This is a genomic window from Bradyrhizobium sp. SZCCHNR1017 (genome assembly GCF_032381375.1).
Taxonomy (GTDB): Bacteria; Pseudomonadota; Alphaproteobacteria; order Rhizobiales; family Xanthobacteraceae; genus Bradyrhizobium.
Genome location: NZ_JAUHIR010000006.1, coordinates 329,008 through 355,000 on the forward strand (window position 1 = coordinate 329,008; position 25,993 = coordinate 355,000).

General features: G+C 65.0%; 23 protein-coding genes. 12 read left to right on the forward strand and 11 right to left on the reverse strand.

All coding sequences use genetic code 11. From position 1 onward, the window contains the following. The first annotated feature begins 101 nt into the window (after window positions 1–101). From QW863_RS17805 to QW863_RS17845, 9 genes are all read left to right on the forward strand, one after another. Window positions 102–689, forward strand: a complete 588-nt coding sequence (locus QW863_RS17805) for a nodulation protein NolW (protein ID WP_315729337.1) — start codon at window positions 102–104, stop codon at window positions 687–689. A 61-nt stretch (window positions 690–750) separates the two neighbouring features. Then, window positions 751–963, forward strand: a complete 213-nt coding sequence (locus QW863_RS17810) for a hypothetical protein (RefSeq protein ID WP_315715064.1) — start codon at window positions 751–753, stop codon at window positions 961–963. A gap of 326 nt (window positions 964–1,289) precedes the next feature. Beyond that, window positions 1,290–1,742 (forward strand): hypothetical protein, encoded by a 453-nt coding sequence (locus QW863_RS17815; protein ID WP_315715063.1) that lies wholly within the window; start codon window positions 1,290–1,292, stop codon window positions 1,740–1,742. A 513-nt stretch (window positions 1,743–2,255) separates the two neighbouring features. Beyond that, a complete protein-coding gene (locus QW863_RS17820; protein WP_315715062.1) occupies window positions 2,256–3,245 on the forward strand; it encodes an FHA domain-containing protein in 990 nt (329 codons plus the stop codon). 69 nt (window positions 3,246–3,314) lie between these two features. Further along, on the forward strand, window positions 3,315–5,315 hold the full coding sequence (locus QW863_RS17825) for a flagellar biosynthesis protein FlhA (protein ID WP_315715061.1): 2,001 nt from the start codon (window positions 3,315–3,317) through the stop codon (window positions 5,313–5,315). Window positions 5,316–5,463: 148 nt separating this feature from the next. Then, window positions 5,464–6,084, forward strand: a complete 621-nt coding sequence (locus tag QW863_RS17830) for a tetratricopeptide repeat protein (protein ID WP_315715060.1) — start codon at window positions 5,464–5,466, stop codon at window positions 6,082–6,084. Window positions 6,085–6,146: 62 nt separating this feature from the next. Continuing rightward, window positions 6,147–7,433, forward strand: a complete 1,287-nt coding sequence (locus tag QW863_RS17835; RefSeq protein ID WP_315768101.1) for a type II and III secretion system protein family protein — start codon at window positions 6,147–6,149, stop codon at window positions 7,431–7,433. Window positions 7,434–7,456: 23 nt separating this feature from the next. Continuing rightward, on the forward strand, window positions 7,457–8,077 hold the full coding sequence (locus tag QW863_RS17840) for a hypothetical protein (protein ID WP_315715058.1): 621 nt from the start codon (window positions 7,457–7,459) through the stop codon (window positions 8,075–8,077). A gap of 431 nt (window positions 8,078–8,508) precedes the next feature. After that, the gene (locus QW863_RS17845; protein WP_315715057.1) at window positions 8,509–9,015 is read left to right on the forward strand and encodes a hypothetical protein; all 507 of its coding nucleotides are present in this window, start codon (window positions 8,509–8,511) and stop codon (window positions 9,013–9,015) included. A 13-nt stretch (window positions 9,016–9,028) separates the two neighbouring features. On the opposite strand, the gene QW863_RS17850 is transcribed toward QW863_RS17845, so the two are convergent. From QW863_RS17850 to QW863_RS17865, 4 genes are all read right to left on the reverse strand, one after another. Then, on the reverse strand, window positions 9,029–10,225 hold the full coding sequence (locus QW863_RS17850; RefSeq protein WP_315715056.1) for an acyl-CoA dehydrogenase family protein: 1,197 nt from the start codon (window positions 10,223–10,225) through the stop codon (window positions 9,029–9,031). Between the two features lie 95 nt (window positions 10,226–10,320). Next, window positions 10,321–11,334, reverse strand: a complete 1,014-nt coding sequence (locus QW863_RS17855) for a formamidase (RefSeq protein ID WP_315715055.1) — start codon at window positions 11,332–11,334, stop codon at window positions 10,321–10,323. Between the two features lie 133 nt (window positions 11,335–11,467). Continuing rightward, a complete protein-coding gene (locus QW863_RS17860; protein WP_315715054.1) occupies window positions 11,468–12,031 on the reverse strand; it encodes a TetR/AcrR family transcriptional regulator in 564 nt (187 codons plus the stop codon). Between the two features lie 13 nt (window positions 12,032–12,044). Next, the gene (locus QW863_RS17865) at window positions 12,045–12,506 is read right to left on the reverse strand and encodes a nuclear transport factor 2 family protein (RefSeq protein WP_315715053.1); all 462 of its coding nucleotides are present in this window, start codon (window positions 12,504–12,506) and stop codon (window positions 12,045–12,047) included. Window positions 12,507–12,790: 284 nt separating this feature from the next. On the opposite strand from QW863_RS17865, the gene QW863_RS17870 reads away from it, so the two are divergent. Beyond that, entirely contained in the window at window positions 12,791–14,380 is a 1,590-nt protein-coding gene (locus QW863_RS17870; RefSeq protein WP_315715052.1) for an ATP-binding protein, read from the forward strand. A gap of 90 nt (window positions 14,381–14,470) precedes the next feature. Further along, entirely contained in the window at window positions 14,471–15,031 is a 561-nt protein-coding gene (locus QW863_RS17875; RefSeq protein WP_315715051.1) for a hypothetical protein, read from the forward strand. Window positions 15,032–15,058: 27 nt separating this feature from the next. On the opposite strand, the gene QW863_RS17880 is transcribed toward QW863_RS17875, so the two are convergent. Next, window positions 15,059–16,420, reverse strand: a complete 1,362-nt coding sequence (locus tag QW863_RS17880) for a UDP-N-acetylglucosamine-peptide N-acetylglucosaminyltransferase (RefSeq protein ID WP_315715050.1) — start codon at window positions 16,418–16,420, stop codon at window positions 15,059–15,061. Window positions 16,421–16,572: 152 nt separating this feature from the next. Continuing rightward, entirely contained in the window at window positions 16,573–16,842 is a 270-nt protein-coding gene (locus tag QW863_RS17885; RefSeq protein WP_315715049.1) for a hypothetical protein, read from the reverse strand. A gap of 331 nt (window positions 16,843–17,173) precedes the next feature. On the opposite strand from QW863_RS17885, the gene QW863_RS17890 reads away from it, so the two are divergent. Continuing rightward, the gene (locus QW863_RS17890; protein ID WP_315715048.1) at window positions 17,174–17,995 is read left to right on the forward strand and encodes a porin family protein; all 822 of its coding nucleotides are present in this window, start codon (window positions 17,174–17,176) and stop codon (window positions 17,993–17,995) included. 81 nt (window positions 17,996–18,076) lie between these two features. Here QW863_RS17890 and QW863_RS17895 read toward each other — a convergent pair whose 3' ends face one another. The 5 genes from QW863_RS17895 to QW863_RS17915 all read right to left on the reverse strand — a co-directional run bounded on the left by QW863_RS17895 (window position 18,077) and on the right by QW863_RS17915 (window position 25,973). Beyond that, entirely contained in the window at window positions 18,077–19,201 is a 1,125-nt protein-coding gene (locus QW863_RS17895) for an ABC transporter permease (protein ID WP_315715047.1), read from the reverse strand. Between the two features lie 3 nt (window positions 19,202–19,204). Beyond that, window positions 19,205–21,952 carry a ribosome-associated ATPase/putative transporter RbbA gene (rbbA, locus tag QW863_RS17900; protein ID WP_315715417.1) on the reverse strand — a complete coding sequence of 916 codons (2,748 nt, stop codon included), beginning with the start codon at window positions 21,950–21,952 and terminating at the stop codon, window positions 19,205–19,207. Between the two features lie 8 nt (window positions 21,953–21,960). Next, entirely contained in the window at window positions 21,961–23,061 is a 1,101-nt protein-coding gene (locus QW863_RS17905) for an HlyD family secretion protein (RefSeq protein WP_315715046.1), read from the reverse strand. Window positions 23,062–23,213: 152 nt separating this feature from the next. After that, window positions 23,214–25,160 (reverse strand): tetratricopeptide repeat protein, encoded by a 1,947-nt coding sequence (locus QW863_RS17910; RefSeq protein WP_315715045.1) that lies wholly within the window; start codon window positions 25,158–25,160, stop codon window positions 23,214–23,216. A gap of 69 nt (window positions 25,161–25,229) precedes the next feature. Then, window positions 25,230–25,973: a di-trans,poly-cis-decaprenylcistransferase gene (locus tag QW863_RS17915; RefSeq protein ID WP_315715044.1), complete on the reverse strand. Its 744-nt coding sequence runs from the start codon at window positions 25,971–25,973 to the stop codon at window positions 25,230–25,232. Window positions 25,974–25,993 lie beyond the last annotated feature (20 nt).

A 25,993-nucleotide genomic window follows, 5' to 3' on the forward strand; every position in this document is an offset into this window, starting at 1 on the left:
AACTACACGATTGCCACGATTGTTCCGCGACAAGGTCGCACGAAGGCCACGTTTTCCCATGCGACCATTTGGCATCTCGGGTTCTGGTCCCATTGCGCAGCGTGGCTGCGATCGCGACCGTCTACCTGACGCTCTCGGCGGCTGCAATCCACACCACGTCCGCAGACGCGGGTGAACCTGCTTGGCCGACCGAGTCCTACAGGTACACCATCGTCGACCAAGACCTTGGCAACGTTCTTCAGGAATTCGGACGGAATACCGGCCTGCGGTTAGAAGTGAGCCCGGAAGTACGGGGACGTGTGCGCGGGCCTCTGCCTGAACTCAAGGCCAGAGAATTCATCGAGCATCTATCCCGGAACTACGGGCTCGACTGGTATTTCGACGGCTTCCGGATTTATGTCACTAGCAACAAGGAAGCTTCGAGCAGGCTCGTTCAACTCGGTGCCGTGCCGCTCCAGCGTCTCGAAGCCGCACTTCGCGATCTCGCGCTCTCCGACGCGCGATTCTCACTCAGATCCATCAAGCAGGCCGACATGGCCCTGGTCTCGGGTCCCCCCCAATACATCCAAGCGGTGGAGCGTACGCTCGCAGCACTGAAGCCTCGAGCTGACCAGCCATCGTCCGTCACCGTCTATCGCGGGGAGCACGTCCAAGTGGTCAAGCTCAACGCCCCAGGCGACGTGCCATGACGCAAATCAACGGGTTCGCAAGTCCTGCCAGATCGACCGGACGGATCAAAGGAGTGTCAGAATGGCCGTAGAAGCATCGAGCATGACGACCGCGACGGCAAGCGCCCCGAGCAGCAGCGAGGCAGTCTCGGCTGAGGATCAAGCAAAGTTCGAGGAGGCGTTTCTCAGCGCAATGCCGCAGGCGGCCGCGTTCATGCTCATGACTGTTGCTCAGGACGGCATTCAGGAGATGGCATCCGTCGGCGACGAGAATAGTGCAACCCCGGATCCGTGACGGAGCATGCCGACTGACGCCTCGTTAGACCCTTTGCTCAGAACAAGACAGATAAGACATCGGATCGCAAACAAGGAGAGAGTTGCATGTCTAGGGTCAGCTCCCACGCATCATCCTCACGTGAAGCTCACACCGGTCACATGATGGGTCCGCACGGACACGCGTCGTCCTGGCCCGGCTTTGCAGGATTTCAGCCCACGCCCGGCGGGTCGTCAGCTCATCCGGCTCATCGCTGTGATGCGGGGGATTGGTGGCAGTCGTCGATGCCGCCCGCTTCGCAGCAGCAAGATCCGCGGACGTCTTCCATAGCATCGGACGTTCTTGGATTGGTCGCGGACGCAAAGACACCTGCAGACAAGGCGGCTCTGATCTCGGCGGCCATCAGCATCCTGAGGGGCGGACCGAGCCAGTGCGACGCGCGGAACAACGGCCGCGTTGCCAAGATCCTTGGTGACCTGACCCATCAGATCACGAATTCCAACGGGCCCAGCGACCCCGCCAAAGGTGAGCTGCTCGACGGGATCGCGAAGATCCTGAAGCAACTCGTGTCCGGCCCATCCCATCACCCCGGCGCGAACAGCTCGATACTCAAGACGCTGAATCAGCTCGTCAGCCAAGTCTCAGAGGCAAAGGGCCTTGACCAAGCGACGAAGAACAACATCCTCGACAAGCTTTCCTCGATCATTCTGCAACTCGCGGATTCAGGCTCGGGATCGCCATGCGACCGCTCCGCGGGACACCTCTCGGCCGACAACCATATCACTGACAGAGCTGAGTAAAGCAACGAGGACTCATTCTCGCAACGCGACGAGAGCGATGAGACCAGGACGTTGAAGGAAGCGCGAGAGGCGTACCTCACAAGGTGCGCCTCGGGACGGGATCCAAGCCGCCGCTTCAGCCGAGAGGTGATCAGCGTGGACAACGCTAACGATCACTTCCCGGCTGGAGGGCATTCCCCGACAGCCCAATCCTCAACGCAACACAAGCATAGAGAGATAAAGCGATGTCCCATTCAACAGGCTCCGTTTCTTCGACGACGTCATCGAACTCGAGCATCGATAGCGCGATCGCAAAGATGAAGAGTGCCTTCGACGAAGCGATCAAGACGAATGCCGAGATCACGACCAAGAAGACGCACTGGGGATCGATCGAGACGGTCGCGCAGCAGCGCCCGAACGTCGGCTGATCCAGCGATCGCCCTCGGACAGCTACCAACCGCTTACGGCACGGGGCGTTCGTACCGAGCGCTCCGCTGCCAACATGGCTGCTAGGTCCTGATGGAGAGGCAGAGAATGCCGGCATCACCGTCCCCATTCGAACTCACGATCCGATCGGGCCTTCATGCCGGGGTCCGGCAAGAACTCGACTCCGGGACCTATCTGGTGGGTCACTCGATGGACGCCGATGTCGTTCTCATGGATGACTGTCTGGCTCCTTTGCACGCGCGGTTCGCGCTAGAGGCGGACTGTTGCGAAATCGAAGGCACCGCAGATAATGTTCTGCTGAACGGCACCCTGCTCGGTGCCGGAGAAGCACGGATCAGTCGTTATCCGGCCGATGTCGTTCTGAATGGAATTCAGCTCCGCTGCACCCGCAAGCGCAGAACAACCCGCTATACCTTCTTGAGGTATGGACTCGGCACCGCCGCGATCCTGGTCTGTCTAGCCCTGCTTCTGCAGGGATTTCCCGCTGGTGCGGACAAGGTGCCCGGCGATGGCGGCTATGCCACAGCTGAGCGGCTGAGATCCCCCCGCTGCGACTCCGACTGTTCGACAAAATATCCGAGCAGGCACGCGCCCAATTCGCCCGCCCCCACCCTTACCCCCGCACGACTGCCCGGCCAGGACAGAACGGGACGGGCCGGCGCGGAGCCCGGCGCGCCGGTGGCGGATTTGAACAGCGCGGCGGACGCGCTGCGCCAGCGATTGCTAACTGCGGGCCTCACGACCGTCGAGATTGTCAGCGACTCAAACGCCATCACGGCGAGAGGAAACATTGAACCCGCGGCGTTAGGCAGGTGGCGCGACATTGAGCGATGGTTCGACGGCACGTTCGGCATTGCCATCGTGTTGACGAGCCAGGTCGAGGCGAAATCTGTAAAGCGTAGCGCCCCTTTGACCGTTCAGGCGATTTGGGCCGGAAATGGGCCGTATGTCATTGATGGACGCGGTCAGAAGCTGTTCGCAGGCGCCGTTATCAGCGAAGGGTGGATCGTCGATCGAATCGAACAAGACCGGGTCGTATTGCGTCGCGGCGCAGACCTGCTCGCCGTGAGCTTGTAAGACCATGCCGCTCTGCGTTTCGATCAATGTGACGAAGGTTTCGATCCCGCTTGGATGGAACCGCAGACTATGACGGCCATTGTCGAGAGCTTGACCCGCTGGTCGAACGACAAGCGCGAGCTTCTCGTCGTCATCCTGATCGTCACCACGATCATGGCGATGATCCTGCCGATTCCGACGGCGCTCGTCGACGTCATGGTGTCCGTCAACATCGGCGCGTCGATTCTGCTGCTGATGGTGGCGTTCTACTTGAACGCCGCGGTCGAATTCTCCGCACTTCCGGCAATCATTCTCATATCCACGGTGTTCCGGCTCTCGATTTCCATCACCATTACGCGCCTAGTGCTCAGCCAGGCCGATGCCGGGTCCATCGTTCAGACCTTTGGCGAGTTCGTCGTTTCCAGCAATGTCGTGGTTGGGCTCGTGGTGTTCCTGATCATCACGATCGTCCAGTTCGTCGTTATCACCAAAGGATCTGAACGGGTCGCCGAAGTTGCTGCCCGATTCACGCTCGATGCACTGCCGGGTAAGCAGATGAGCATCGATGCCGACCTTCGCAACGGCGACATCAACCAGGCCGAGGCCCGGCGCCGCCGACGCCGGCTGGAGCGCGAGAGCCAGCTCTACGGAGCGATGGACGGCGCCATGAAGTTCGTCAAAGGTGATGCGATCGCCGGTCTCATTATCATCGCCGTCAACCTCGTTGGCGGCATCGTTGTCGGCACCGTGCAGCACAGGCTGCGTATCAGCGAAGCGATCCAGCTCTACTCGTTGTTGACGATCGGCGACGGCTTGGTCTCCCAAGTCCCGGCGCTGTTCGTGTCGATGGCGGCGGGAACGGTCGTGACCCGGGTTGCGACAGAAGCGCCGAGCAATCTTGGTTCCGAGATCATGGAGCAGATCACGTCGCAGCCGCAATCCCTGCAGCTGGCCGGTCTCATGATGCTCGGGCTGGCGTTCGTACCGGGTTTTCCGGCGCCGATTTTCCTTTTTATGGCCACCGTGTTCGGCGGCTCCGGCGTTGCGATGCTCTTGGCTCGACGGCGATCACAACGAACCTCCGGCACGGCGCAACCGTCCGACCCGTCAGAGCCCGCGAGAAGTTCGCGGATCGCTATCCCGGCGGCCAAGTCTGCACCGATCATGATCCTCGCGGAAGCCGCCTTGTGCGATGAACTGCGGAGAGCCGGCATTCATGATCGGATCAGGCGGACGCGACAGGACGTGGCAGACTGGCTCGGATGCGCCTGTCCAGGGGCGGCAGTCGACGAAAGCAGCGCCCTGGCGCCCGGTCATTTCAGGATCGAGCTGCATGGCGTGCCTCTTCTGCTCTCGTCCGGTGAACTGGATCAGCCGGCAACCCGAACGGCGGGGGGACCGGCCATCTCCGCAGTCGATGCCGAGCTGCGGCGCGTTCTTGTCCGCTATGCGCCGGAGTTCCTCGGCATACAGGAGACCAAGCGCCTGCTCAACCAGTTAGAGGCTGACTACGCCGACTTGGTGCGCGAGGCCTTGCGTGTGGTCCCTACACAGCGCATCACCGATGTCCTTCGCCGGCTGCTCGACGAGCGGGTCTCCATCCGCAATCTGCGGCTGATTCTTGAGACGCTGGCCGAGTGGGGAATGCGGGAGCAGAGCAGCGTCATGCTGGTCGAGCACGTGCGGCTGGCGCTGCGCCGACAGATCTGCTTCGAAAGCTCAGGCTTTGATCGGACCTTGCGCTGCTTCGTGCTTGATCGACAGACAGAGGAAGCGATCCGAACGGCCGTGCACGCCCTCGATGAAAACGCTCAGACGTCTCTCGATCCTGCCGTCAGCACGCGCCTGCTTGATGCGTTGACCCGGCAGCTTGCCGACGTCGATCATCTTGCCGCATCGCCGAGTATTGTACTGGCCTCCGCCGACCTGCGCCGGGTGGTCTGGACGCTGCTTGCGCCGTCCGGTCTCAATGTGGTCGTGCTCTCCTATCAGGAAATCTCAAAGGACTTTCGGGTCGAGCCGATCGCCGTCCTTGGATTGGATGAATCACGCGAGCAGGCTGAACCTTCCCCGATCTCGGCGATGCAATGAACCAGTCAACCCGCGACGACACCTGCGAGGTTTCGAGACTTGAACTATAAGACAGTGCAATATCCGTAGGAAGTACATGCGTAGCTCTGAAGGCCGGGAAACCGTGTTCAACAACCATCTGACACCGAGTGCCGGTGTTTGCAGGCGAATGGCGCTGGCTGGCAGCATCGCCGGTCTGCTCTGCGCCTGTTCGTCGCTGACCCCAGACATTGGCGGACCGGTGCCGACGCCCACGACCGCACGCGCCTCGGTCGAGGGTCGCAATCTCCCGGCCTCCACGGCAGCCGCAGCAGCTCCCGCCAACCAAGTCGCCGGGATGGAAGACAAGGACGATCGAATCAGAAAAGCGCGAAGCGAGCTCGCCAGACATCAGGCCGAGCCCGCCCTGGCAATCTTCACCAGCGTGCTCACCTCGGACCCCGAGAACATTCCGGCGCTCAACGGCCTCGGAGTGGCTCTCGACATGCTCGGCCGCCATGACGAAGCTCAGACAGCCTATCGTCAGGTGCTCGCAATCGCTCCCGCCGACATGATCGCAAGCAACAATCTGGGACTGTCGCTTACCTTGACGGGCCGGTACGCCGACGCGATGACGGTTCTGCGGCCGATCGCGCTCGGTGAGAGCGCCTCGCCTCGTGCACGCCAGAACCTCGTGATCGCTATGGCGCTGAGCGGAGATCGCGATGGCGCCGCCAAGCTTGCGCGGGTCGACCTTCGGGAAGAGGACGTGAGGCTCAATCTCGAGATGCTCTCGGCGATGCGGCGCTGACGATGGGACCCTTTCGAATTTCGCCGTCCGCCTGGCTGACCTCGATCGTGGTGATCCTTACGATGCTGGTTCATTGCGCGCCGGCATCATCCAATGCGCGGCAACAGGTGCGGATCTACGCGTCTCAGGGCGAGATGCTGACCTTGCCCCGTCCGGCTTCCAAGGTCTTCGTCGCCGAGCCGGCTGTTGCGGACGTCCAGGTCGCGGCCGCCAACCGCGTCTTCGTTTTCGGCAAAAAGCCCGGCCGTACGACGCTCTTCGCGCTCGACGATTCCGGCGCGACCGTCGCGACGTTCCGGATTGCGATTGCCTATGACGAGAGTGATCTACGGCAGCTGCTGCGAGCTCAATTCGCAGACCTCGACGTCAGGCTGTCGCGGACGCCGCGCGGCGCGGTGCTGAGCGGGCTGGTGCCCAACGCCGACATCGCCGAGAAGGTCCGCTCCACCTGCGCGCAGTTCCTCGGCGAGGACGAGGTGCTGCTCAATCAGTTGAAGATCGGCGGTAGCACGCAGGTGAACCTGCGGGTCCGTATTGCCGAGGTCTCGCGCAACGCGGTGAAGCAACTCGGCGTCAACTGGGAGGCCGCAGGCTCGGCCGGTGGCTTCAGCTTTGGGCTCTCGTCGGCGGCCTCAGGGAGGATCAATACGCCGGCAAACGGCAGCTACAGCGTGACTGCCATCGTGGATGCGCTCGCTCAGGAGGGACTGGTTTCAATCCTGGCAGAACCGACGCTCACCGCTGTTTCGGGTCAGAAGGCGAACTTCCTGGCAGGCGGCGAATTTCCGATCCCCGTCGCCCAAGGGCTGGACCGCATCTCGATCGACTTTCGTCGCTACGGCGTGGGACTGGAGTTCACACCGACGGTGCTCTCCGATCGTCTGGTCAACCTGCAGGTCAAGCCCGAGGTCAGCGAGCTCTCGAACGAAGGCGCCCTGATCATGAACGGCGCCCGCGTCCCGAGCCTGATTACCCGGCGGGCGGAGACCACAGTCGAGCTCGGCAGCGGGGAGAGCTTCATAATCGCCGGACTGCTGCAGAACAAGTTCAATACCGGCCTGGACATGTTGCCGGGGCTGGGCGACCTACCGGTACTGGGGGCTCTGTTCAGGTCGACACAGTTCCGGAAGAACGAATCCGAACTGATCATCATCGTCACGCCGACAATCGTTCGCCCGATCGGCGAATCGGCACGCATACCGGTCCCGACCGACTTCGTCGGGCCGCCTTCCGAGCTCGAGCGCATCATATTCGGCCGTCTTGGAACGACCCGCCCCGGGGCAGGCCCGATTGAGGTGCCGGTGCCGGGCCGGAGATTGCGTGGCGATGCCGGCTTCCTGATCGAATGACGGTCCTCCAAGGAGCGATAAACATGGCACCGATCAGAAGCGGCCTCGCCATCGCCCTCGCGGTGCTGGCTGCAGGCTGCGCTGTGGACCGGACGGCACCGCCACCGCAGCTCGTAGGTGAGACCGTTCATTACGTCTACGATGTACCTGCAGGACGCTGTTCTGCGGCGAGTTCCGGCGTCGAACACTTCGTGGCCGCGACGGCGAATGGCCGCCCTGAAAGCGTCCGTGCCTGGATCGAAGGACCGCCGGGGCCATGCACGGCGGCGATCGAGCATTCCATCATCCGAGCCGGCGTGGATCGCTCCCGCGTCAGGCACGACGTTGCCTCGGCAATGCACCACGCGACGCGTGTACACATCGATCGCCTGCTCATCAGCTCCGTTCGCTGCCATCTGTCGGATGGCTTCAATCGCGGCATCTTCGCCGACAATGCTGCCGATCCGGCCCTCGGCTGCAGCACGGCTGCGGCCTTTGGCGGCATGGTTGCGGATCCGGAGGATCTTCAAGCCGGAAAAGGACGTAGCCGCGCGGAAGGGGAACCGGCCACCCGCGCGGTCGCGAATTTGCGCGGGGAGCAACCAACCCGTGCCGAACCAACCGGCGAGGACCACCCGCAGACCACGGCTCATCCCGCGCAATGATTGTTCAAGCCGGAGAGCTCAGCCAGTCGCCATTCCGACCTGGAGAAACTTCAGCGTCGCACGTTGCTCAAGGATAAAGCGGAAGCGATGGTGCCGTTGATCCGCAGATTTCTTGATCGCAAGCCCTCGGAGAGCTCTAATATTTTCCTGCGAAAGAGGTCGGGGGCGAAGTATCCAGAGGAGGTACGCCTCCGACTTCCACTTGAAGACGCGGTCGGGTTCGAGACAGCGGATCTCGACGTCGCAGCGTCACGGCGCGCTGGCTCAGCTATCAAGTTGTACGTGTTGGATTACGCGGCTAAGTCGCTCTCTCCCTCGGTCTCTTCGAGTTCGCTGCACGAAGACGTCGCTCCCCCCCCAAAGGACTCTTTTTCGAGCCTGTCCGCGGCGACATTGATGACATCGGCTTTTGCAGCGGCCTGGATCGGGCTTTGGCGCAGCGACCGCCGCGCCAGGAGATCGTCCCTTACGATCACATGTGTTCGGACCGCTTCTTCTCTTTCCGGCCGGACGAGAGCGGCAGCTCACTGGGCAGCGTCGAGGTGAAGGAGGCACTGGTCTACGATCAGTACATGCGCGGCGACATCGACTTCACGGGCTTCAGGGTGACCATCTCGCTACGAGAGCAGGCCTGCCAAGCCTATCTGAGTCACGTCGGCATGCGGCAACCTGAGCTGCGCGATCGCGAGTCCTGGGATGGCCGCCTTCTCTTCCGCATCCCCTCGCGTCCTTTCGCGTTTCCCATGCCGCGCGGAAACTCCGATCCGTGGACGTTCGGAAAACGGGTGGTCGCCCCATTGCAGGTGATCGCCCGGTTCGCCTTCGACGAGATCGAAATCCAACTGCTGCGTGACGACCGAGGCCGCCGCGTGACCATGGGCGAGGCTGCGTGCGACAGAGATCCCGGCTGGCAGGCGCCCTTGCGTCTGCGGGCCTGACGCGCAGCGCGCCTCAGCCGCGCACCACGCCGGCCCGCGACTTCAGGAACTCGCGCGCGACGATCAGCTTCTGCACTTCGGTCGCGCCTTCATAGATGCGCAGCGCGCGGATCTCGCGGTAGAGGCTCTCCACGATCTCACCCTTGCGGACGCCGCGGCCGCCGAACATCTGCACGGCACGGTCGATGACGCGCTGGGCGGTCTCGGTGGCCGTGAGCTTGGCCATCGCGGCCTCGCGCGTGGTCGGCAGCTTCTGCACGTCGCGGCGCCAGGCCGCGCGGTAGGTCAGGAGCGCGGCGGCATCGGTCTCGGTCGCCATCTCGCCGAACGCCGCCTGCGTCATCTGCAAGTCCGACAACGTGGCGCCGAACATCTTGCGGCTCTGCGCATGCGCCTGCGCCTCGTCGAGCGCGCGACGGCCGAAGCCGAGGGCGGCGGCCGCCACCGAGGCGCGGAAGATGTCGAGCGTCTGCATCGCCAGCTTGAAGCCGCCGCCGGGCGCGCCGAGCCGGCGGTTGGCCGGGATGCGGCAATTCTGCAGGCGGAGCGTCGCCAGGGGATGCGGTGCGATCACCTCGATGCGCTCGGCCACGGAGAACCCCGGATCGTCGGGAAACACGACGAAGGCGGAGATGCCGCGCGCGCCGGGCGCCTCGCCGGTGCGGGCGAACAGCGTGTAGACGTCGGCGATGCCGCCGTTGGAAATCCAGGTCTTCTCGCCATCGAGCACGTAAGTATCGCCGTCCAGCCGCGCCGCGCAGGCCATCGCGGCGACATCGGAGCCCGCCTCCTTCTCCGACAGCGCGAAGGCCGCGAGCCATTCGCCGGCGCGCACCTTGGGCAGCACACTGGCGCGCAGCTCCGGCGAGCCGCCGAGCGCGATGGCGCCGGAGCCCAGTCCCTGCATGGCGAAGGCGAAATCGGCCAAACCGTCGGCATAAGCGAGCGTCTCGCGCGACAGGCAGATCGCGCGTGAGTCGATCGCGCCGGCATCCGCGTCGGGCGCCACGACGGCGCTGTCGAGCAAGCCTGCGGCACCAAGCGCGCGAACGATCTTGCGGCAGGCGGTGTCGACATCGCCGTGATCGACGTCGTCGAGAACGCCCGAGCCGACGAAGCGGTCGAGCTGGTCGCACAGAGCGCGGTGACGCGACTCGAAGAACGGCCAGTCGAGCCAGTCGCGGGGGATCACCTTCGCCGAAACACTCATGACAAGACCTGTCCGCCAATTATTTTAAGTATAAAATAATTGGCGGAGGATCGATCTGTCAAGCTTGCGGCGGCCGGGCGCGCCGCCGCATTCGCTCACTCCGCCGCCCTGCCGAGCTTGCCGAAGGCGCGTGTCGGGGCCGGGAAGCCGCAGGAGGTGCCGTCGGTGACCTTGACCTGGTCCTCCCACGGCAGCCGGTAGGTGCCGGCGACCATGTCGTGCATGAAGGTGTAGGGACAATCCATCGCGCCGCCTTTCACCGCGACATAGCCGCGGTGCCAGAGCTGGTAGATGTTGTTCTCGACGCCCCAGTTGATGCGAGCCTCGCGCACGAGATCGGGGCGCACCTCGGCGGTGATGATCTCGTCGGCGCGCCCCGTCGTGCCGTGCGCGATGATGCTGCCGTCGAAATTGACGATCATGCCCTCGCCCATCGAATCGAACGAGCCGTCGGAGCCGCACATGCAGACATTGGCCGTCACCATCAGGTTCTGGAACGCATTGGCCTGATTGGTGAAGCGCCAGCTGTCGCGGATCGGCGCGGTGTAGCCGGCGGTGCGGATCATGATTTCGGCGCCCTTGTAGGCGCATTCCCGCGCCATCTCCGGGAACATGCCGTCATGGCAGATGATGAGCGCGATCTTGGCGCCGCGCGGTCCCTCGATCACGGGTATGCCGAGATCGCCGGGCTCCCACGGCTCGACCGGAATCCACGGATGCAGCTTCCGGTAATACAGCTTGATGTCGCCGCGGTCGTCGATGATCAGACCCGAATTGTAGGGGTTGCCGTCGGGGTTGTGCTCCATGATCGAGAAGCAGCCCCAGATCTTGTTGTCGATGCAGGCCTGCCTGAACGCGGCGACCTCCGGCCCGTCGAGCCGGCACATGATCTCGGGATTGGTGTCCATCGACAGCCCGTGTAGCGAGTATTCCGGGAACACCACGAGATCCATGGTGCCGAGATTCCGCCGGGCCTTGCCGACCATCCAGACGATCTTCTCGGTCTGCCGCGCGAGGTCGTCCTTGGTCACAACGACCGGCAGCTGCAGCTGCACCAGGCCGATGACCACGCCGTTGTCGGATTTATTGAGACCGCCTAACCCGTTCATGCCGGACCTCCCTGGATGTCGCCACTGCTCGAGACGTTGCTCGAGACAACCACGATTTCACGAGAGCCGCGCGCCGATATTTCAGCCCGCCATTTGCCGCTTGCTGAGGCAGCGGTCGCCGGCGTTTCGAGAGTCAGACGACGGATGATCGTTGCAGGCGCGCTTGGAACCGCGTCAGCGCGCGGCCGAAAACGGCCGCCTCACCGGTTGCGCGCGCCAGCACCAGTGCACCCTGGATGCCGAGCACCACCTCCTCGGCGCCGTCGGCGGCCTGTGCCGCCGGCCAGCCGTCGCGGATCAGCGCATCGCGCAAGGCCTCGATCCAGCGTGTGAAGTAGCTGGCGATGGCGGCGGCGAAGCGATCCCGCGTCTCGTCGAGCGCGAACGCCCCGACGAGGCAGACGCGTCGGCCGGAACGGAAGTAGTCGTCGACGCCACGCCACATCCGCGCGATCGACTGCTCCGGCGGATCATCGCGCAGCGGCGCATAGATCTCGCGCTCGAACCAGGCGTCGACATGCGCCAGCACCGCCCGCCCCATCTCGTCCTTCCCGCCTGGAAAGAAGTGATAGAGGCTGCCTTTGCCCAATCCCGTCATCTCGGTGATCCGGCTGAGCGAGGTGCCCTCGAAGCCGAACTCGCGGAACACCTCGGCAATCAGCGGGATGACGTCGGCGCGCTCGTTGAGCGTCCGCATGGCTCTCCCTGCGTCAAAGTCCCAAGTCGGTCAGTCCGGGATGATCGTCCGGCCGGCGCCCGAGAGGCCAGTGGAATTTGCGATCGACCGCCTTGATCGGCAGGTCATTGATGCAGGCGTAACGGCGCTGCATCAGCCCCTGCGCGTCGAACTCCCAGTTCTCGTTGCCGTAGGAGCGAAACCAGTTGCCGCTGTCGTCGTGCCACTCATAGGCGAAGCGCACCGCGATCCGGTCATCGCTGTGGGCCCAGATCTCCTTGATCAGGCGGTAGTCGAGCTCCTTGGCCCATTTGCGGGAGAGGAAGGCGACGATCTCGGCGCGGCCGGTGATGAACTCGGCCCGATTCCGCCACCGGCTGTCGGGGGTGTAGACCAGCGACACGCGCTCGGGGTCGCGGCTGTTCCAGCCATCCTCGGCCATGCGCACCTTCTGGGTGGCTGTCTGCAGCGTGAACGGCGGGGCGAGAGAGCTCACGGGACATCTCCTTGTGTACTGTACTGTATAGTATAGACTATACCGATCGGTACACATCGTCAAGCCTCAGATGTCGAGCGGAGCTCCAGGCACAGGCTCGGCCGTGCGCAATCCGCGTCGACGCGCGAGGGCCTACTATCCCTGCGGTGCCCCTCTACCAAATGTGCGCGTCGCGACAGTCAGGACCCTTGTGTGCTCAACGGAAATTCGATGATCTGCTAAGGGAACCGACCGCGCCGCGGGGGCGACACGGTCCGTCGGCCACACTTTTGGGGATATCGGACATGTCGATGCTCACGCCGCATGGCGAGTGCCTGCTGTGGACACCTGAGCTGATCTGGGTGAACACGGTGTCCGACATCCTCATCTCCTTCGCCTTCTTCACCATCGCGTTCGTGCTCGCCTTCATCGTCTATCGCCGCCGCGACTTTCAGTTCAGCTACATCTTCTGGGCCTTCGCGCTGTGGGTGTCCGTCTGCGGGCTGACACGGCTGATCGAGGTGCTCACGATCTGGGTTCCGGCCTACAGCCTGGAGGCGGCCACCAAGGGCTTCCTGGCCTTCCTGTCGGTCGGCATCGCCGCCGCGCTGTTGCTGCTGCTGCCGCGGGTGCTGACGATGCCGTCCCGCGCCGAGCTGCGGAACGCCTATGCGCAACTCGAGGAGGAGACGCGGCAGCGGCGCAGTGCGGAAGCCATGGTCCGGCGGTTCCAGGAGATCGAGGCCACGGAGGCGCAGGTGCGGCAGGCGCAGAAGATGGAGGCGATCGGCCAGCTCACCGGCGGCGTCGCCCACGACTTCAACAACATCCTCACCGTGATCACCGGCACCATCGAGATCCTGGCCGAGGCGGTCAAGGACCGGCCGCAGCTGGTGCAGATCACCAGCCTGATCAACTCGGCGGCGGCGCGCGGCGCCGACCTGACGAAGCACCTGTTGGCGTTCGCCCGCCGCCAGCCGCTGCAGCCGCGCAGCGTCGACATCAACGGCATGGTGGTCGACACCGCGCGCCTGCTGCGCCGGACGCTCGGCGAGCAGATCGAGATCGAATCCATGCTGGCGCACGATTCGGCGCCGGCGATGATCGACCCCAGCCAGCTGTCGACCGCGATCCTGAACCTCGCGCTCAACGCGCGCGATGCCATGCCGAACGGCGGCAAGCTCACGCTGGAAACCAAGAACGTGCTGCTCGACGCCGCCTATGCGCGCATGAACCCGGAGGTGATCCCCGGCAACTACGTGATGATCGCGGTCAGCGACACCGGCGAGGGCATTCCCGCCAACCTGCTCGACAAGGTGTTCGAGCCGTTCTTCACCACCAAGGACGTCGGCAAGGGCGTCGGCCTCGGCCTCAGCATGGTCTACGGCTTCGTCAAGCAGTCCAACGGTCACATCAAGATCTACAGCGAGCCGGGGCACGGAACCTCGGTCAAGCTGTACCTGCCGCAGGCCAATGCCGATGCCGATGCGGCACTGTCGACCATCGGCGCCGAGGGCATGGAGCGCGGCGACGAGACGATCCTGATCGTCGAGGACGATTCGCTGGTGCGCGAATATGTCATCGCCCAGATCAAGCGGCTCGGTTACACGACGCTCGCGGCTAGCAAGGCCGACGAGGCGCTGGCGCTGATCGACAGCGCGACGCGGATCGATCTTTTGTTCACCGACATCATCATGCCCGGCGGAATGAACGGCCGCCAGCTCGCGATCGAGGCGCTGAAGCGGCGTCCCAGCCTCAAGGTGCTGTACACGTCGGGCTATACGGAGAACGCGATCGTTCACCACGGCCGCCTCGATGCCGGTGTGCTGCTGCTCACCAAGCCGTATCAGAGCGCCGATCTCGCACGCATGCTGCGGACCGCCCTGAACTCTTGACCGTGCGATGCGCGACGCATGATCCGGCCTGCAGGCGCGCGCGTTTCCGGGCCGGTGATGCGCACCTTCTTGCGGAGCTGAGGGACTTGAATGGCTGAGATGTTTTCACGCGGGCTGGCCGCCGTGCAGGCCTATGCGTCGGCCGATGACCCGCAGTCCGACATCGCCGCCAAGGTCGCGCTGATCATCGTCTCCAACCAGCCGTTCTATCCGCTCTATCTCCATGCCATCGTGGGCGCGGCGGCGTGGCCGGCCTGGCTGACGCTGCTCACGACGCCATTGTTCGCCAGCGTGCCGATGCTCGCGCGGCGCAATCCGTTCGCCGGCCGCGCCTTGATGGTCCTGACCGGCACGGCCAACACGGTGTTCTCCGTCAAGCTGTTCGGCGCGCAGAGCGGCGTCGAGCTGTTCCTGCTGCCTTGCGCCCTGCTCGGCGCGCTGCTGTTCAGGCCAGCGGAGCGCCTGATGTCGTTGCCTTTGTTGGGACTGCCATTCGTGTCCTATCTGCTGATCGATGCCCGCCTTGGCGCGCCGCTGATGAAGGTCGCCAACTCCAATTACGGGTCGCCCGTCGCAATCAACGCGACCAGCGTCGGCGCGCTGACGGCCCTGATCGGGATCCTCGCTGCCGGACGCATGGCGACGCAGTAAGGCGCAGCAAGCCCGCCTCGTCCCTGCTCAAGACTTCGACGCCCAGATCGGCCCTGGCGCGCCGCCGCTGCTGCGGCGGTGCCACATCTGGTCGTAGAGATCCTGCAGCGACCGGGCATAGGCGGCAGCGTCGAACAGCGGCGCGGCCGGCCGGTTGCGCCAGAGCCTGGCCTTGGCCGCCCGCAGCAGATCCGGCTCGGCGGCGAGCGTCAGCGCCACCGCCAGATAGTCGGCCTCGTCCGATGCAATGAGCTCGGGACATCCGACCGCATGTAACAGGCTGCCAGCCACCCGCGAGGCAAACGTATCCCCGGCGCAGCTCACGATCGGCACGCCGGCCCACAGCGCGTCGCTCGCCGTGGTGTGGGCGCCATAGGGCGCGGTGTCGAGCACGAGATCGGCGAGCTGGAGCCGGCGCAGATGCTCGCCTTGCGTCGTTTCCGGCGCGAACACCAGGCGACCGGGCGCCACGCCGCGCCGAAGCGCCTCGCCGCGCAGATTGCCCTCGGCCCGATCGGACGCCAGCAGCCACAGCACGCTGTCCGGCGTCGCGTCGAGCAGGCGGCACCACAGGTCGAACACCGCGGGCGTGAACTTGTAGGCCTGGTTGAAGCAGCAGAACACGATGCCGGCGTCCGGCAGGCCGACCTCCGCACGGGTCGGCGCCGCGCCCAGCGCCGCCCGGCCGTGCGGCTGGTACGAATGCGGCATGTAGGCAAAACTCTCCGAATAATCGCCCGCAACGGCCAGCGGCGTCATGAACGGATCGGTGATGATGTAGTCGCAGATGTCGCCGCCCAGCGTCCCGGGATAGCCGAGGAAATTCACCTGGACCGGCGCCGGATGCAGCATCAGGATGCCGGTCCGGGCGCCGCGCGTATAGCCCTTGAGGTCAACCAGAATATCGATCTGCGCGGCATGCACCGCGGCCGCAGCGGCGCTGTCGCTCTGCGCGGTCACATCATGGAAGCCGTCGAAGACGGCGTGCAGCCGGCCCCGCATGGCGCCGCGATCGTCGGCGCCGAACGAGAACGCATGCAGCTCGCAGCGATCGCGGTCATGCGCCTCGAGCGCTTCGATCAGCAGATGCGCCGTGGCGTGGTCGTGGAAGTCGTTTGAAAGGTATCCGACACGAAGCTTGTCGCGGAATGTCAGATCGAAGCGAAAATCCAGCCGCGCCCGCTCGGCGCTGCTGGCGGCGATCCGGTCGCGGGTCCACAGCTCGGAGCAAAGGCGATGCTCGCCGGCGCTCATGCCGGGCACCGATAGCAGCAGGAATGGCGGAATTTGCCCCGATCGCGCCTGCGCCAGCGACAGCCGGGCATCGGTCGACGACCGGGCGAAATCGTCCCAGGCACACATGCCGCGGTCGCGCCCGAGCGATCTCATTCAGGTCCATCCATGGCGGAGCTGACATCAGACCCAGCAAGTCCTGCGCCAGACCCCGGCCTGCGGATGAAATGGAGACGCGCTGTGACAACTCCCTCACTGTCGCTCGGGCGCCGATCGCGCCGCAGGAATGACGCGCTGTGCCCGAAGAACTACGCGGCCGCCATCTGCCGGTGCGACGGCCGGTAGGAGCCCCCGTGATGGCCGATATTGTAGTTGATGTTCGCCGGCGGTTGCGACGGTGCCTGGCGAGCGACGAAATAATCCTCGAGCTCGGCGACCGCACGGCTTTCCCATTCGGCCGCCTGCGCCAGCAGCGAGTCACGCTGATGTGGGCGAAATGCCGCAGTCTGGCGGTACAAGGAGGCGATGGTCCGATAGCGCCGCACGTTCTCGAGAACCGCTTCCCCATTCATCATCATGATGCTCTCCCCTCTCCGTCCCCCAGGACGCGCCGAAGGTGCACGCGCCCGATTTGCGAAATCGTTAGCGGGCAAGACCGCGTGCCCGGATGGTTGGCGAATCCTTGACTAACGCGGTGCGGCCGATTGTCCGCTTCGTCGAAACGGCTCGGTATCAGTTGACCGCCTCGTCGGATTTACAATGACTTAAGGTTAAGACCACACGCGCGGAAAGTGACGTCGTCACAGATACTTACGCTCACGAGTGTTGTAGTTGAACTACAGCCTAATCGGCCGAATTGTGAGAAAAGCTTGTCTCAATGTTGCTGATTTTGATTGAGGATTGTGACCGATGAAAACCCTTGCCTCAGCCGTCTCTTTGCTCCTCGCCAGCTCGCTCGGCGCATTCGCCGCGGATCTGCCGGCCCGCTACACCAAGGCTCCCCCTCCGGTCGCGATCTACAACTGGACCGGCTTCTACTTCGGCGGCAGCGTCGGCTACGGCTGGGGCCGGTCGAACTTGAACACGACGCTGGACCAGACCAGCAGCTGGGCGGTCGAGGGCGCCGCCTTCCAGAATGAGTTCGTCAACATCAGCAACAACCGGCTCAATCCGGCCGGCGTGCTCGGCGGTCTCCAGGCCGGCTACAACTGGCAGAGCGGCGCCGGCGTCTTCGGCATCGAGGCCGACATCAACGGATCGGACCTCAACAAGCGGACTGTCTACACGGCGGCCAACCCGCCCACGACCCGCACCTTCAACGAGAGCATCCGGAACGACTGGTTCATGACCCTGCGCGGCCGCGCCGGTTACGCGGTCGATACGACGCTGTTCTACGTCACTGGCGGTCTCGCGGTCGGCAATGTCAAGGGCAGCTGGGATCTGACCTCGGCAAACGGCTACACCAAGACCGCCTCGGCCAACGAGACCCGGGTCGGCTGGACCGTCGGCGCGGGTGTCGAGCATGCGTTCGCACCGAACTGGACCGTCAAGGCAGAGTATCTCTACACCGACCTCGGCAGCATCAACTACACCTCGGCCTACGTCCCGGGCAGCACCTTCGCCCCGCCCGGCTCGAACTACGTCGAGCGCCTGTCCCAGGACTTCTCATTCCACACGGTCCGGGTCGGCGTGAACTACAAGTTTGGCGGCCCGGCGGCCGCGCGCTACTGATCGTCGTCATCCATAGCGACGCCATTCAAGGAAAAGCCTCGGCCCAGTGCCGAGGCTTTTTTGTTGGGGTCGATGGCGGGCTCAGGCCGCCGCGATCGCCGCCCGGAAGCGGCGCAAGGTCAACGCCAGGACCACCGCGCCGATCGCGGCCACCGCTGCGAATTGCGGCCAGACGACATCGATGCCGGCGCCGCGATAGAGGATCGACTGGGCGAACGACACGAAATGCGTCGACGGCGATGCCTTCATGATGGTGGCGAGCCACACCGGCTGGCTTTCCACCGGCGTCATCCCGCCCGACAACAGGTTCATCGGCACGGCGACGAGGATATAGAGCAGACCGAGCTGGGGCATCGACCGCGCGATGGTGCCGAGAAACAGCCCGACGGCGGTCGCGAAGAACAGATACAGCACGGTGCCCACCATGAACAGCGGGATCGAGCCCATGATGGGCACGCGCAGATACCACCGCACGACGGCGTAGAGCGCGATGGCGACGGCGACCGCGATCACCAGCGCATTGGCCCAGATCTTCGACATCGCGATCTCGAAGGGCGACAGCGGCATGACCAGCAGATGATCCATGGTGCCATGTTCGCGCTCACGCACCAGCGCCGCGCCGGCCAGGATGATCGCGAGCATGGTGACGCTGTTGATGATGCCCATCACGCCTTCGAACCAGGCCGTCGTGACGTTGGGATTGAACGCGATCCGCGTCACCAGGTTGACCGGGGCGGACGAGGATGTCTCGGAGCGGGCGACGAACCAGGCGACCTCCGTATTGATGATCTGCAGCGCATAGCCGGATCCGATTCCCGCCTGGATCATCGCGGTCGCATCGACGTTCACCTGCACCGACGGCTTGCGCCCGGCAAGGACGTCACGCTGGAAATTCGGCGGGATGTCGAGCACGAACGTGAAGCGGCCGCTGTTCATGAGCCGCTCCACCTCGCCTTGGCTGATGTAGACAGGCGGCTGGAAGTAAGGCAGCTGGAATACGCTGGCGATCCGGCGCGACAGCTCGGAGCTGTCCTCGTCGACGACGGCGATCGAGGCGCGATGCAGCTCCTGCGAACTGCTCTGCGCCTGGCTGATCACCGCCACGGTGAACGAATAGATCACGAGCCCGATCAGCACGACGTCGCCGAACAGGCTACGCAGCTCCTTGGTTCCGAGCCAGAACACGTTGGAGAGCGAGCGCATCATGGCTCACGCCTCCTGCTTCGGCAGCATCGCCAGGCTGAACCCGGTCAGGACGGGAATGAAGATCAAAAGGATCAGGATGTCGGCGCCGACATCGGCAAAGCCCAGCCCCTTGGTGAAGGTGCCGACCGCGATCGGGCGGTAGTACGTCATCGGGAAGACCATGCCGATCAGCTTGGCCACGCCGGACAGCGACGACACCGGGACCAGCATGCCCGAGAATTGCGTGGCCGGCAGCACGGTCAGGATCGCGGTCCCGAACAGGGCCGCGATCTGGGTGCGGCAGAAGGTCGAGATCAGCATGCCGAAGCCGGTCGTGGTGACGACGTAGACCAAGGTGCCGACCATCAGCGGCAGAAAGGCGCCCTTGAGCGGGACTCGGAACAGGACCATCGCCATCACGTACATCAGCGCGAAATTCACCAGCGCGACGGCGATGTAAGGCAGCTGCTTGCCAAGCAGGAATTCGAGCCGCGTCACCGGCGTGACATAGAGATTGGTGATCGACCCCAGCTCCTTCTCGCGCACGACCGCGAGCGCCATCAGGATGGCCGGAAACAGCGCGAGCAGCAGTGCGATCGTGCTTGGGGCCATCGCGTAGATGCTGTCGAAGGACTGGTTGTACTTGAACCTGATCTCGACATTGACCGGCGAGGCCGGCAACGGCTGCGTCGTCTTGACGGCGGGATCGGAGAGATAGAGCTGATGCGTGCCTTCGAGGTAGCCTCGGATGGTCTCGGCGCGGAACGGCATCGCGCCGTCGATCCAGGCCGACACGAAGGCCGGCCGGCCGCGCTTGATGTCGACACCGAAGTTCGGCGGGATCTCGATCGAGGCCTTGATGTCGCCGCTCTTCATCCGCCGTTCGAGCTCGGCATAGTTGGCGAGCGGTGGCCTTTCGACGAAATAGCGCGAGCCTCTGAGCTCCGACAGATAGGCGCGACTCTCTGGCGACTGATCGCGGTCGAGCGCGGCGAAGGTCAGGTTGTTGACGTCCGTGGAGATGCCGAAGCCGATCACGATCATCAGGAACGCCGTTCCGAACAGCGCGAACATCAGCCGGATCGGGTCACGGATCAGCTCGAGACCTTCGCGGATCGTATAGGCGAGCAGCCGCCGCGGGCTGACGGCGGCCTGCCGTTGCTCGTCCCGCGGCCGATCGGCGGGGCGTGGATAGGGTCGCGCCTGGGTCAGCGTGACCGGCGGATCGGCGACGCCGGCATCCTGCTCGAGGAAGGCGATGAACGCCTGCTCCAGCGTCTGCGCGCCCTTGGCGCGGATCAGGCCGTCCGGCGTGTCGGTCGCCAGCACCCGCCCCTCATGCATCAGCGACAGCCGGTCGCAACGCGCCGCCTCGTTCATGAAATGCGTCGAGACGAAGATCGTCATCTCATCTTGACGCGAAAGTTCGATCAGCAGGCGCCAGAACTGATTGCGCGCGACCGGATCGACGCCCGACGTCGGCTCGTCCAGGATCAGCAGATCGGGTCCGTGGACGATCGCCACCGCGAGCGACAGGCGCTGGCGGATGCCGAGGGGAAGATCGGCCGCGAGGCTGTCGATATGGTCGGTGAGGTCGCAGCGCTCGACCAGTTCGGCAATCCGCTTCCCGGCAGCGGCCAGCGGCAGATGGAACAGCCGCGCATGCAGCACCAGGTTCTGCCGCACGGTGAGCTCGCCATACAGCGAGAACGCCTGCGACATGTAGCCGACGCGGCTGCGCGATTCATGATTGCCGGCCTCCATGGAGCGGCCGAAGATCAGCGCCTCGCCGGCGCTGGGAGGCAGCAGCCCCGTCAGCATCTTCATCGTCGTGGTCTTGCCGCAGCCGTTGGAGCCGACGAAGCCGAAGATCTCGCCCTTGCGGATCTGGAAGTTCACGCCGTCGACCGCGGTGAAATCGCCGAAGCGGCAGGTCAGGTCGCGCGCGACGATCACGGTCTCGTGGCTGCCGTCGAGCTCGGACTTGGCCGGCATCTCGGCGCGGTCGCGCGCCGGCCGGTCGGGCAGCAGCGCGACGAACGCGTCCTCGATCGACGCCGCGTGGGTCTGCGCCTTGAGCTCCGTCGGCGTGCCGGTCGCGAGGATGCGCCCGTCGTTCATCGCGATCAGCCAGTCGAAACGCTCCGCCTCCTCCATATAGGCGGTGGCGACGATGACGCTCATGCCCGCCGCGCTGCGCGCGCGCAGACGGTCGATCAGGTCCCAGAACTGCCGGCGCGACAGCGGATCGACGCCGGTGGTCGGCTCGTCGAGGATGAGCAGATCGGGATCATGGATCAGCGAGCAGCACAGGCCGAGCTTCTGCTTCATGCCGCCGGACAGCTTTTTTGCCGGCCGGTCGGCGAAATCGGACAGCGCCGTCGCCGCCATCAGCTCGGCGATGCGCCAGTCGCGCTCGGACCTCGACTGGCCGAACAGCCGGGCAAAGAACGCGATGTTCTCGCGCACGCTGAGATCAGGATAGAGATTCTTGCCGAGACCCTGCGGCATGTAGGCGATCCGCGGACACACCTGCGTGCGGGCGCGCCGGTCCGTCATGTCGGCCCCGAGCACGCGCGCCTGCCCGTCCTGGATCGCGCGCGCGCCGGCCAGGATCGACAGCAGCGACGACTTGCCGACGCCATCGGGACCGATGAGCCCGACCACGCGGCCGGCGGGAATGTCGATCGAGACGTTGTCGAGCGCGATCACGCCGCGATAGCGCTGCGAGACGTTCCTGACCATCGCGACCGGAGACGCATCGCCGATCATGTCGGCCATCATGGCGAGACTTGCAGACGCGCCGGCCATGCGACGTCGGGATTCCACCTGACATACGCCACGCCCGGCAATCCGCTCCTCACGGCATCGGCATGCGCAGCCAGTCTGTCCGGATCGACTCGTACACGGATGCGAAACATCAGCTTGTCACGCTCGCTGCGGGTCTCGACCGTCTTCGGCGTGAACTGCGCCTGGCTCGCCACGAACGCAACTTTCGCCGGGATCGGACGATCCGGATAGGCATCGAGCACGATCCGCGCTTCGGTGCCGATCTTGACCTTGCCGACCTCCTCGGTCGGCAGGAACACGTCCATGTAGACATAGCCGATGTCCAGCATGGTGAAGACCTTGCCGCCGGCGGCGAGAACTTCGCCGACATTGGCGAGACGATATTGAATGCGGCCGGGCTTCGGCGCGATCAAGGAATTGTCGGCGATCTGAACGGTGTAGAGCGCGACGTCGTGACGAACCGCTTCGAGCCCGCGTTCGGCTTCGAAAATCCGCGCCTGCGCGCCGGCAAGGCCGGCGGTCGCATTGTCGAGCGCCTGCTGGCGCTGATCGGCCAGCTCGCGTGTGGTCCAGCCGCTCTGCAGCAGGCTGCGGGTGCGCTCCATCTCCTGCTCGGCGAGCGTCTTCTGCGCCTGCAGTTGCGCGAGATTGGCACGGGCCTGGTCGACGACGTGCTGCGCCTGCTCGGCCTGGGCTTGCGCCTTCGACAGCGATTGCTGCAGCTCCTTCGTGTCCATCCGCGCCACGATCTGCCCGGCCTCGACGCGATCGCCGATATCGGCGCGCAGCTCGGCAACGCGCCCGGCATATTTGGTCGCGATGTCGATCTCGTCAGCCTCGATGCGGCCGTTGCTGACGCTGATGCCCACCGGCAGCGGCGGATGCAGGCGCTGCCACCAGACGTAGCCGCCACCACCGGCTGCCCCGACGGCGAGCACGAGCAGCAGAAACGGCCACAACGCCCACCTGCGCCGCGGCTGATGGGACACGGGAACAGGCACCGCCGACGAGGGAACGACAGCGCCGGGCGCAGCATGCGCATCCCGAACAGGCCGGATGTCACTGACAAGCTCGGATTCCTGCTGATTCATTCCAAAAACGCCTTCGTCGCTGAAGCAGGCGTACCGTGTGCCATACGCACGCAGAAATCCGTTGACGCAGCTCAATCGCCATCGGGCGGCACGTGCCGGCGGCTCAGCCAGCCGATCACGTTTCAGTTATGGCGTCGTTGATGCTCAAACGTTCAGCACACGCTGACCGTCGCGAGCTGTGCGGCGAGCGCCTCGCGCACGCGCGCGACGACGTCGGCATAGTCACGTCGCGCGTCCTGGCGGAACAGCCGCACGCTCGGATACCAGGGACTGTCGTCACGGCCGAGCAGCCAGCGATAGTCCGGCGTGAAGGGCAGCAAGATCCAGGTCGGCTTGCCCAGCGCGCCGGCCAGATGCGCCACGCTGGTATCGACGGTGATGACCAGGTCGAGATTGTCGATCAGCGCCGCCGTATCGACGAAGTCACGGATGTCAGCGGTGAGATCGAGAATGTCGTCGCGCGCGGCGAGCGCGGCCTTGTCGGACGGCCGAGGCTCCTTCTGCAGACTAACGAACCGCGCGCCGGTCTCAAGCAGCGGCGCGAGCGTCGGCAACGAAATCGAACGGTTGTGATCATTGAGATGCGCGGGGTTGCCCGACCAGACCAGGCCCACCCGCAAGCGGTCATGCGGACCGAGTCGCTGTTCCCAGATCGCCCGGCGCGCCTCGGGAGGGCGCGGCAGATAGCACGGCGCGGCAGGGATGGTGTCGAGCCGGGTGGCGAAGGCGAGCGGCAGGCTCGACAGCGGGCAGTGATAGTCGACGGCAGGCAGCGCATCGATGCCGCGGGCAAGGCACTGCGCCACGCCATCCAGGCCGGACAGAAGCGGCTGCAGCGGCGCGTCGACCTCGAGCACGACGCGCGCGCCCTGCTTGGCCACCAGGGTGGCGTAGCGCGAAAACTGGATCGTGTCGCCGAGCCCCTCGTCGCTATGGAGCAGGATCGTCTTGCCGGCGAGGGGCGCGTCCGCAAGCCACAGCGGCGCCTCGAAGCTGCGCTCGACGAAGCCGACGGCGCGACATTTTCGTCCCCATTCGCGCGCCGCCCAGCCGCGGGCGAAGTCGCCGGTCAGCAGCCGGAACAGCGCCGCGTTCCAATGCGCATCGGCCAGATCAGGCTTCAGCGCGACGGCGCGATCGAAGCTTTCGAACGCCTCTGCAAAGCGATGCAGCTCGGCCAGCGACGTGCCGCGATGATTGTGGAAATCCGCGGTCTGCGGCCGGAGCGCGATCGCCTTGTCGAACATGGCGACGGCGTCATCGTGACGGCCGAGATTCTGCAGGATGCATCCATAGCCATTGGCGAAGTCGGGATTGTCAGGCGCCAGCACCTGCGCGCGATGGCCGAGAGTCTCGGCTTCCTGGTAGCGGCGCAGCCGCCGCAGCGCGATGCCCTTCAGGTACAGCACACCCGCCTGATCCGGCATCACTGCCAGCGACTGCCCGAAGCGCGAGATGGCCTGCTCGTAATGGCCGGCATCGAAATGAAGCGCTCCGGCCTTGTTGGCCGCCTCGACGTGATCTGGCTTGAGCTGCGCCACCTGATCGAAGGCCAGCGCCGCCTCGTCACGCCGGCCCTGGGCTTCGAGCACCTCGCCGAGACGAAACCACGTCGCGGCACGATCGGGCGCGAGCTGCAGCAGCCGATCGCAGGCCAGCGCCGCCTCGGCGTGCCGCTCCCTCAGTTGCAGCAGTTCGCCAAGCGCATCCCAGCTTTCCACCGCATCCGGCTGAAGCTGCAGCGCGCGATCATAGGCCTTGATCGCTTCATCGACGCGGCCGGAGTCCCGCAGCGCCTGCGCCAAGCCGACGAAGGACTCCGCTGCGGACATGTCCTGCCGAACGGCGCGGGCAAACCACTCGATCGCATCATCGACGCGCTTGAGCGCCAGGCAGACCTGTCCCATCGCACGCAGCGCGTCGAGCGAGGCCGCGTCCAGCGTCAGCGCGCGGCGGCACGCATCCTCGGCCTGCGCGAGCCGGCCGGCGCGCAGCAGCCGCAGCGCGGCGGCGCACAGCGCATCGGGCGTATCGGTGTGGCCCATCGATCCGGATCTGACCGGAGGCTTGCCGGCAGGCCGGCGCTGCTTGTGCTTCATCAGGGGATCTCTGCGCTCGTGCTGCAAGCGGTAGATGATTCCCCGATGTGCGGAAAGATTGGGCCGTCGTCAGGCGACCGGTGCCGGCGCCAGCGGCACCGCCTCGAGTCCTCCGAAGCGGCGCTCGCGGCTGCGGAACGAGGCGAGCGCCTGCGCGAGATCTGCGGCATCGAAATCGGGCCACATCCGCTGGGTGAAATGCAGCTCGGCATAGGCGCCTTCCCAGAGCAGGAAATCGGACAGGCGCTGCTCGCCGGAGGTGCGGATGATCAGATCGACGTCGCGCAAGCCGGCTTCGCCGGTCACGAGGTCGGAGAACGCCGCACGCGTCAGGCCGTCGATTTCGCGGGCCTTCGCCGCGGCCTCGAGGATCGCGTCGCGCGCCGAATAGTCGACGGCGATGCGCAGATGCAGGGTGCTGCCGTCGCGGGTTGCCGCCTCGGCCCGGCCGATCGCGTCGGCGATGCCGCCGGGCAACCGGTCGCGACGGCCGATCACGGTGAGGCGGACGCCGTTGCGTACCAGCGACTCCACCTCGCTGGCGAGATAGACCCGCAACAGCGCCATCAAGGCGGCGACCTCGGCACGTGGGCGTCGCCAATTGTCGCTGGAGAACGCATACAGCGTCAGCGTCCCAATGCCCTGGTCGGGCGCGGCTTCGACGACGCGCCGGATCGCCTCGACCCCCGCCTCGTGCCCGCGCAGCCGCGACAGGCCCTTGCGCGTCGCCCAGCGGCCGTTCCCGTCCATGATGATGCCGACATGCAGGCCATCCACCACAGCAGGCGATTTAGGTTGCAGACTACTTTGCATTGCAAAGCTCCAGGTCGAAA

Excerpts from the sequence above, each read along its gene's own strand:
- QW863_RS17810 (WP_315715064.1), top strand. The coding sequence starts at position 751 with ATGGCCGTAGAAGCATCGAGCATGACGACCGCGACGGCAAGCGCCCCG.
- QW863_RS17820 (WP_315715062.1), top strand. The coding sequence starts at position 2,256 with ATGCCGGCATCACCGTCCCCATTCGAACTCACGATCCGATCGGGCCTT.
- QW863_RS17825 (WP_315715061.1), top strand. The coding sequence starts at position 3,315 with ATGACGGCCATTGTCGAGAGCTTGACCCGCTGGTCGAACGACAAGCGC.
- QW863_RS17830 (WP_315715060.1), top strand. The coding sequence starts at position 5,464 with ATGGCGCTGGCTGGCAGCATCGCCGGTCTGCTCTGCGCCTGTTCGTCG.
- QW863_RS17835 (WP_315768101.1), top strand. The coding sequence starts at position 6,147 with ATGCTGGTTCATTGCGCGCCGGCATCATCCAATGCGCGGCAACAGGTG.
- QW863_RS17840 (WP_315715058.1), top strand. The coding sequence starts at position 7,457 with ATGGCACCGATCAGAAGCGGCCTCGCCATCGCCCTCGCGGTGCTGGCT.
- QW863_RS17850 (WP_315715056.1), bottom strand. The coding sequence starts at position 10,225 with ATGAGTGTTTCGGCGAAGGTGATCCCCCGCGACTGGCTCGACTGGCCG.
- QW863_RS17855 (WP_315715055.1), bottom strand. The coding sequence starts at position 11,334 with ATGAACGGGTTAGGCGGTCTCAATAAATCCGACAACGGCGTGGTCATC.
- QW863_RS17860 (WP_315715054.1), bottom strand. The coding sequence starts at position 12,031 with ATGCGGACGCTCAACGAGCGCGCCGACGTCATCCCGCTGATTGCCGAG.
- QW863_RS17870 (WP_315715052.1), top strand. The coding sequence starts at position 12,791 with ATGTCGATGCTCACGCCGCATGGCGAGTGCCTGCTGTGGACACCTGAG.
- QW863_RS17875 (WP_315715051.1), top strand. The coding sequence starts at position 14,471 with ATGGCTGAGATGTTTTCACGCGGGCTGGCCGCCGTGCAGGCCTATGCG.
- QW863_RS17880 (WP_315715050.1), bottom strand. The coding sequence starts at position 16,420 with ATGAGATCGCTCGGGCGCGACCGCGGCATGTGTGCCTGGGACGATTTC.
- QW863_RS17885 (WP_315715049.1), bottom strand. The coding sequence starts at position 16,842 with ATGATGATGAATGGGGAAGCGGTTCTCGAGAACGTGCGGCGCTATCGG.
- QW863_RS17890 (WP_315715048.1), top strand. The coding sequence starts at position 17,174 with ATGAAAACCCTTGCCTCAGCCGTCTCTTTGCTCCTCGCCAGCTCGCTC.
- QW863_RS17895 (WP_315715047.1), bottom strand. The coding sequence starts at position 19,201 with ATGATGCGCTCGCTCTCCAACGTGTTCTGGCTCGGAACCAAGGAGCTG.
- rbbA (WP_315715417.1), bottom strand. The coding sequence starts at position 21,952 with ATGATCGGCGATGCGTCTCCGGTCGCGATGGTCAGGAACGTCTCGCAG.
- QW863_RS17905 (WP_315715046.1), bottom strand. The coding sequence starts at position 23,061 with ATGAATCAGCAGGAATCCGAGCTTGTCAGTGACATCCGGCCTGTTCGG.
- QW863_RS17910 (WP_315715045.1), bottom strand. The coding sequence starts at position 25,160 with ATGAAGCACAAGCAGCGCCGGCCTGCCGGCAAGCCTCCGGTCAGATCC.
- QW863_RS17915 (WP_315715044.1), bottom strand. The coding sequence starts at position 25,973 with ATGCAAAGTAGTCTGCAACCTAAATCGCCTGCTGTGGTGGATGGCCTG.